The sequence below is a fragment of the Pseudoalteromonas sp. SG45-5 genome (assembly GCF_014164085.1).
Classification (GTDB): Bacteria; Pseudomonadota; Gammaproteobacteria; order Enterobacterales; family Alteromonadaceae; genus Pseudoalteromonas; species Pseudoalteromonas aliena.
In genome coordinates, this window is sequence record NZ_JACJEM010000056.1 from 23,083 (window position 1) to 29,297 (window position 6,215).

Here is a 6,215-nt window from a genome sequence, read left to right on the forward strand (position 1 = left end):
ATGTCTGAATTTGATCATGCACATTTCCTTAAGACGCTATCAAGTGAGCCCGGTGTTTACCGTATGCTTGATAGTGGTGGCCAAGTTATTTATGTTGGAAAAGCCAAACACCTAAAAAAACGAGTCAGTAGTTACTTTAGAAGTAATATCACGGACAGTAAAACGCGTGTTTTAGTCAGTAATATTTGTGATATTGACGTCACACTCACCAATACTGAAACCGAAGCGCTGCTACTTGAAAATAATTTAATAAAAAAATACCAGCCTCGTTACAACATATTATTACGCGACGATAAGTCGTATCCTTATATTTTACTGACCAGCCATAAACACCCTCGTTTAGCTTTTCACCGGGGGAGTCGTAAAATTAAAGGCGAATACTTTGGGCCTTTCCCAAGCGCAGGCGCAGTATCTGAAAGCTTGCGGTTAATGCAAAAAATCTTTCCTGTTCGTCAATGCGAAGACGCTTATTACCGCGCAAGAAGTCGCCCATGCTTACAATACCAGCTTAAACGTTGCTCCGCGCCGTGCGTGAACAAAGTAACGGATGATGATTACAGTGAGCAAGTAGATTACGTACGTAAATTTTTAACGGGTAAATCTCACGAAGTTATTGCAGATTTAATAAAAAAAATGGAAGAAGCCAGCCAGCAACTCAATTTTGAACTGGCGGCAAAAGTTCGCGACCAAATAATGCTACTTCGTAAAATGCAGGAGCAGCAGTCTATTTCGGGTAATTTTGCTGAAATGGATGTGGTAGGCTTTGCCCATTTGAATGGTTTAAACGGTATTCATTTATTAATGATCCGCGATCATAAAGTACTAGGTAGTAAAACGTACTTCCCAAAAGTGCCAAAAGATTCGAGTGAGCAAGAAATACTAACTTCATTTTTAGGGCAGTATTATTTAGCGCCTGGCGCGACAGGGCGTATTGCAAAAGAAATCATATTACCGTTTGAAATAGAAGAAAGCGGGGCTTTAGGTGAAGCACTCACACAAATAAGTGAGCGTAAAGTAACCCTTAAAGTAGTTACCCGTGGTGAACGTGCGCAATATTTACAACTCGCAAATAAAAATGCATTAAATAGTATTGCGGTTAAACAAAGTACCCAAGACTCTATTAATAAACGTTATGCACAATTAAAAGCAACGCTGCGCCTTGATGATATAACACGGATGGAATGTTTTGACATAAGTCACACTATGGGAGAAAACACTGTTGCTAGCTGTGTTGTGTTTGATTCGCAAGGGCCAAATACAAAAGAGTACAGGCGCTATAACGTAACGGGTATTACTGGTGGTGATGATTATGCAGCAATGGAGTTTGCACTTAACAAACGCTATAACAAGCTAGTAGACGAAGAAAAAATTCCTGACGTTATTTTTATAGATGGTGGTAAGGGGCAACTCGGGCGTGCTGAGCAGTACTTTTCTAATTGGTCGCATACAAAAATGCCTTTATTAGTCGGTGTAGCAAAGGGGACTAGTCGAAAGCCTGGTCTTGAAACACTATTAATAGATGGTGGCCGTAAAACTATCCCAATGGATTCGGATGCACCTGCGCTGCATTTAATCCAGCATATACGAGATGAGTCTCACCGCTTTGCTATTGCAGGGCACCGTAATAAACGACAAAAACAACGAACACAATCACTATTAGAAGAAATAAATGGAGTAGGCTCTAAGCGCCGCCAAACATTATTAAAATATTTAGGGGGCATGCAGGGGGTAAAAGCTGCTAATATAGAACAGTTAAAGAAAGTTCCTGGGATCAGCCCTGACATGGCTGAGAAGATATTTAACCATTTGCACGATAAGGGTTAGCCTTACATGCAATATAGCAAAAAAGACATATCCAAGTAGTTATGTGGAATATTCCAAACACACTCACAACCTTTAGACTTTTTCTTATCCCCATTTTTTTGGTGATATTTTATTTGCCTTATAGCTGGGCTTTTTTTGCTGCTGCCTTTATTTTTTGGCTTGCATCTATTACCGACATACTCGATGGTTATTTAGCAAGAAAGCTTGAGCAATCAACCCCTTTTGGTGCTTTTTTAGATCCTGTTGCTGATAAAGTCATGGTATGTGCAGCACTTGTCGCATTATCTGAACAATATCAGTCAATGTATATGACAATACCGGCCCTCATTATAATAAGTCGTGAAATAATTATTTCTGCACTTCGTGAATGGATGGCAGAGCAAGGTAAACGCGGTAACGTAGCTGTGTCAAATATGGGTAAAATAAAGACAGCTGCGCAAATGTTAGCCATTATCGGTTTGATTTGGCAATACGATACGTGGATGAACTATTTAAGTTTTGGGTTATTGTATATAGCCACCTTTTTAACTTTGAGTTCTATGCTGCAATATTTACGCGCAGCGTGGGATGAATTGACTAAAAACTAGCTCTAAATGTATAATAACGCAGCATTTTAGATAAAAAACAAGCAAACAGTTCAAAACTAGCATTTTTTATATTGACGCGTTTAATAATCTCTGTAGAATGCGTCCGTGTTGAGAGGGCATAGCCCCCGAGATAAACAAAATGGTAATTAATTGGTTACCTGAATGCTCACATAAATCATCATGTGTTAATTCAAATAGCTGATAATAAAATGCGGTACTAGCTCAGTTGGTAGAGCGCGACCTTGCCAAGGTCGAGGTCACGAGTTCGAGCCTCGTGTACCGCTCCAAGTTTATCTCAAGGTTATTACCCCGCACTGGGGCGGAATGGCAGAGTGGCCATGCACCGGATTGCAAATCCGTTCACCCCGGTTCGACTCCGGGTTCCGCCTCCAATCAACACTCCACACGCTTTAATTAGCAAACTCGATGCCCGAGTGGTGGAATTGGTAGACACAAGGGATTTAAAATCCCTCGACTAACAAGTCGTGCCGGTTCAAGTCCGGCCTCGGGCACCACTTTGTGGTTTAATTGCATTACCAAGTGTAATTTATAAAATAGTTAATTTAGAATTAATATGATGCGGTACTAGCTCAGTTGGTAGAGCGCGACCTTGCCAAGGTCGAGGTCACGAGTTCGAGCCTCGTGTACCGCTCCATATTAGTTTTATCCACTTGCTTTTAATAGCAAACTCGATGCCCGAGTGGTGGAATTGGTAGACACAAGGGATTTAAAATCCCTCGACTAACAAGTCGTGCCGGTTCAAGTCCGGCCTCGGGCACCACTTTAAGTTATTTTACCAAGATAATTTAAAGTTGATAAAACAGTATTTTGCGGTACTAGCTCAGTTGGTAGAGCGCGACCTTGCCAAGGTCGAGGTCACGAGTTCGAGCCTCGTGTACCGCTCCAAATTATTTGGATACATTTAGGCGGAATGGCAGAGTGGCCATGCACCGGATTGCAAATCCGTTTACCTCGGTTCGACTCCGGGTTCCGCCTCCATATAATTTACTCCACACGCTTTAATTAGCAAACTCGATGCCCGAGTGGTGGAATTGGTAGACACAAGGGATTTAAAATCCCTCGACTAACAAGTCGTGCCGGTTCAAGTCCGGCCTCGGGCACCATATTTATATTAAGCACTCTGCTTAAAAATCATCTAATACACCTTCTAATATATAAAAATATCCAGCAAGAACCTGATTTACTATTTTTATGTTTTCTATGATTTATATTATCTTGATATGCACTATTTTATGCATGGTCTACCCAATAGTAGCGTTGTGTGATAGTTCAGTAAGAGTTTGTATATCTATTGTATTAAAGATATATATGGGTAAGCATAATGTAATACCTCTAAACCCAATCCTATAACGCCTCAAATAAACCAGCTATGCAATCCTAACCTAAGCGAAACACATTACCTAATGCTAATGAATACACTTTGAACTGAACTAAGCGCTATAGACTTATGATACCAACCAGTAAGGTAGGCCATTAGCTTTATAAAACTCGAAACAGTAAAGCAATCTATACCCCGAGAGCAAACAACCTTAAAAGCAAACAGTATAAACTTATGCGGTACTAGGGCGTGTTGACCTTTCGTGATTAGCTTTGCAGCAGGCTGTTTGGTATTTAGGCAAGGCAGAGCCTATGGTGTGTGGTTATTCCCCATAAATAGGCGATAACGCAGCATAAATGCCCCTTGGGACGATTTACTCTTTGTAACTCGGTTTTGCCCTTGGATAGAGCAAATTTCAATCGACAAAGGTCAACAAGCTCTGAGTATAAGGGCCTTTTATCCTAGTATTAAAAAAGCGAGCCTAAGCTCGCTTTGTATAAAAACTAACTAATCACCATGCTTTGGGATCAACTTCTTTAGCAAGCTTTGGGTGCTTATTTTTATCAAATGTAGGCGTTAAACCTTGTTTTCGTTGCTCGTTATAATCTTTAGAGAGCCATACAACAACACCTGAAAGCATAAATAGCGCTATAACGTTCACAATAGCCATTAGGCCCATTGATATATCTGCAAGCGTCCAAATTAAACCAAGCTCACCAACTGCACCAAACATCACCATACCTAAAACAACAAGTCTAAAGATAAACATACCTTTATTAGAGTTGTGTTCTAAAAACATTAAATTTGTTTCAGCATAAGAGTAATTCGCAACAATAGACGTAAAAGCAAAAAAGAGTATAGCGATAGCAATAAAGTAAGTACCCCAATCTCCAACATGTTCTTGTAATGCAGCTTGAGTAAGTTCAATACCTAATACACCAGACTCAGGTATTAATTGCTGTGAAAGCAAGATAAGTGAGGCAGTGGCGGTACAAATTACAATAGTATCAATAAATACACCTAACATTTGCACATAACCTTGTGATGCCGGATGTGGAGGGTAAGGCGTTGCCGTAGCAGCGGCATTAGCAGCACTACCCATACCAGCTTCGTTTGAAAATAAACCACGCTTGATCCCTTGGATCATAGCTTGCGTTATGCCATAACCAATTGCACCGGCCCCTGCTTGCTCAATACCAAAGGCACTTTTTATAATAAGCACTAGTACATCCGGTAGCGCAGTAAAGTTAACAGCACAAACATAAAGAGCAACCAGCAAATAAGCTAATGCCATAAATGGCACAACCATTTCAGCAAAGCGAGAAATTGTTTTCAGGCCACCAAAAATAATGATGCCAGAGCCAATCACTAAGAAAATACCTACTATATACTTAGGTACATCAAATGCCACTTCAAATGCGGCAGCAATAGAGTTTGACTGCACAGCGTTAAATACTAAACCAAAGGCTAAAATCAAGCATAATGAGAATAAAACTCCCATCCAGCGCTTACCTAAACCATTTTGCATATAATAAGCAGGGCCACCTCTGAAGTTACCTTCAGCATCTTTTGTTTTATAAGCCTGTGCTAAAGTACTTTCAGCAAAACTGGTTGCCATACCTATTAATGCAATCAGCCACATCCAAAAAATAGCACCTGGGCCGCCTAAATATAATGCAACCGCAACGCCGGCCATATTACCGGTGCCAACGCGGGCCGCTAGCGACGTACAAAAGGCTTGAAAGGATGAAATTTCGTCTTCACCACATTTACGAGAAGCAAACATTACTTTAAACATATGTGGGAATTGTACAAATTGAATAAAGCCTAATCGAAAAGTAAAAAAGAGACCTGCTGCTATTAATAAGTAGACGAGAACCTGGCCCCATAAAAGGGCACTTATACTGTTTATTATGTCTGTCATGGGTACTACCTAAATACATGAGTTAAAAAAGTGACCGCAACTTATCACATCAAGATAAAAGTGTTTAGTTTTAAAGTGTAAAAGCGGAGTTATCAACAGGGTTTTGTGGGTAACGTGTGTTTATCGTGTGTGCTTGCTTGGGGCTTAATTTTAATTACTATTTTATGTAAATAACGCTTGCGTAAAATCCGCCGCTCCCTATAATGCGACCCCACTGAGACGGGAAAGGTCAACGCCTAGCGAGACCCAAACTACTCAGGGTGTTAAGTAAAACTTAGTGTTGATAAATATAACGTTTACCAAAATTAAGTGTTGACAAAAAAATAGGAAAGCGTAGTATGCGCAGCCCTAGCGAGATAAAGTTTAACTTTAACCGCAACGTTCTTTAACAATGTAAAGCAATCATCTGTGTGGGAACTCGTACAGATTGAGTTCTAACAGCCAAGCTTAGTTCGCTAAGTAAGGCAAACAAATTAGAGTCTCAATTGAAACTGAGTGACCATATGTTATTAAAAGATTCAGCCTTGAGCTGTTTTGATTT

Annotated in this window: 3 protein-coding genes and 8 tRNA genes; 10 read left to right on the plus strand and 1 reads right to left on the minus strand. The window is 40.2% G+C overall.

The genetic code is table 11. The features are described from left to right. The 10 genes from uvrC to H5119_RS16465 all read left to right on the plus strand — a co-directional run bounded on the left by uvrC (position 1) and on the right by H5119_RS16465 (position 3,535). Positions 1-1,824 (plus strand): excinuclease ABC subunit UvrC, encoded by a 1,824-nt coding sequence (gene uvrC / locus H5119_RS16420; protein WP_077537566.1) that lies wholly within the window; start codon positions 1-3, stop codon positions 1,822-1,824. 41 nt (positions 1,825-1,865) lie between these two features. Beyond that, the gene (gene pgsA / locus H5119_RS16425; protein ID WP_138584392.1) at positions 1,866-2,411 is read left to right on the plus strand and encodes a CDP-diacylglycerol--glycerol-3-phosphate 3-phosphatidyltransferase; all 546 of its coding nucleotides are present in this window, start codon (positions 1,866-1,868) and stop codon (positions 2,409-2,411) included. Positions 2,412-2,622: 211 nt separating this feature from the next. Then, positions 2,623-2,698 (plus strand) — tRNA-Gly (locus H5119_RS16430). A 31-nt stretch (positions 2,699-2,729) separates the two neighbouring features. Next, positions 2,730-2,803, plus strand: a tRNA-Cys gene (locus H5119_RS16435). Between the two features lie 36 nt (positions 2,804-2,839). Beyond that, positions 2,840-2,926 (plus strand) — tRNA-Leu (locus H5119_RS16440). 64 nt (positions 2,927-2,990) lie between these two features. After that, positions 2,991-3,066: transfer RNA gene (locus H5119_RS16445), tRNA-Gly, on the plus strand. A gap of 39 nt (positions 3,067-3,105) precedes the next feature. Continuing rightward, a tRNA-Leu gene (locus H5119_RS16450) sits at positions 3,106-3,192 on the plus strand. 49 nt (positions 3,193-3,241) lie between these two features. After that, positions 3,242-3,317: transfer RNA gene (locus tag H5119_RS16455), tRNA-Gly, on the plus strand. A gap of 19 nt (positions 3,318-3,336) precedes the next feature. Next, a tRNA-Cys gene (locus H5119_RS16460) sits at positions 3,337-3,410 on the plus strand. Between the two features lie 38 nt (positions 3,411-3,448). Next, positions 3,449-3,535: transfer RNA gene (locus tag H5119_RS16465), tRNA-Leu, on the plus strand. Positions 3,536-4,261: 726 nt separating this feature from the next. Here H5119_RS16465 and H5119_RS16470 read toward each other — a convergent pair. Next, complete coding sequence (locus H5119_RS16470; RefSeq protein WP_182702995.1) at positions 4,262-5,674, minus strand: sodium:alanine symporter family protein; 1,413 nt, start codon at positions 5,672-5,674, stop codon at positions 4,262-4,264. Between the last annotated feature and the right edge of the window lie 541 nt (positions 5,675-6,215).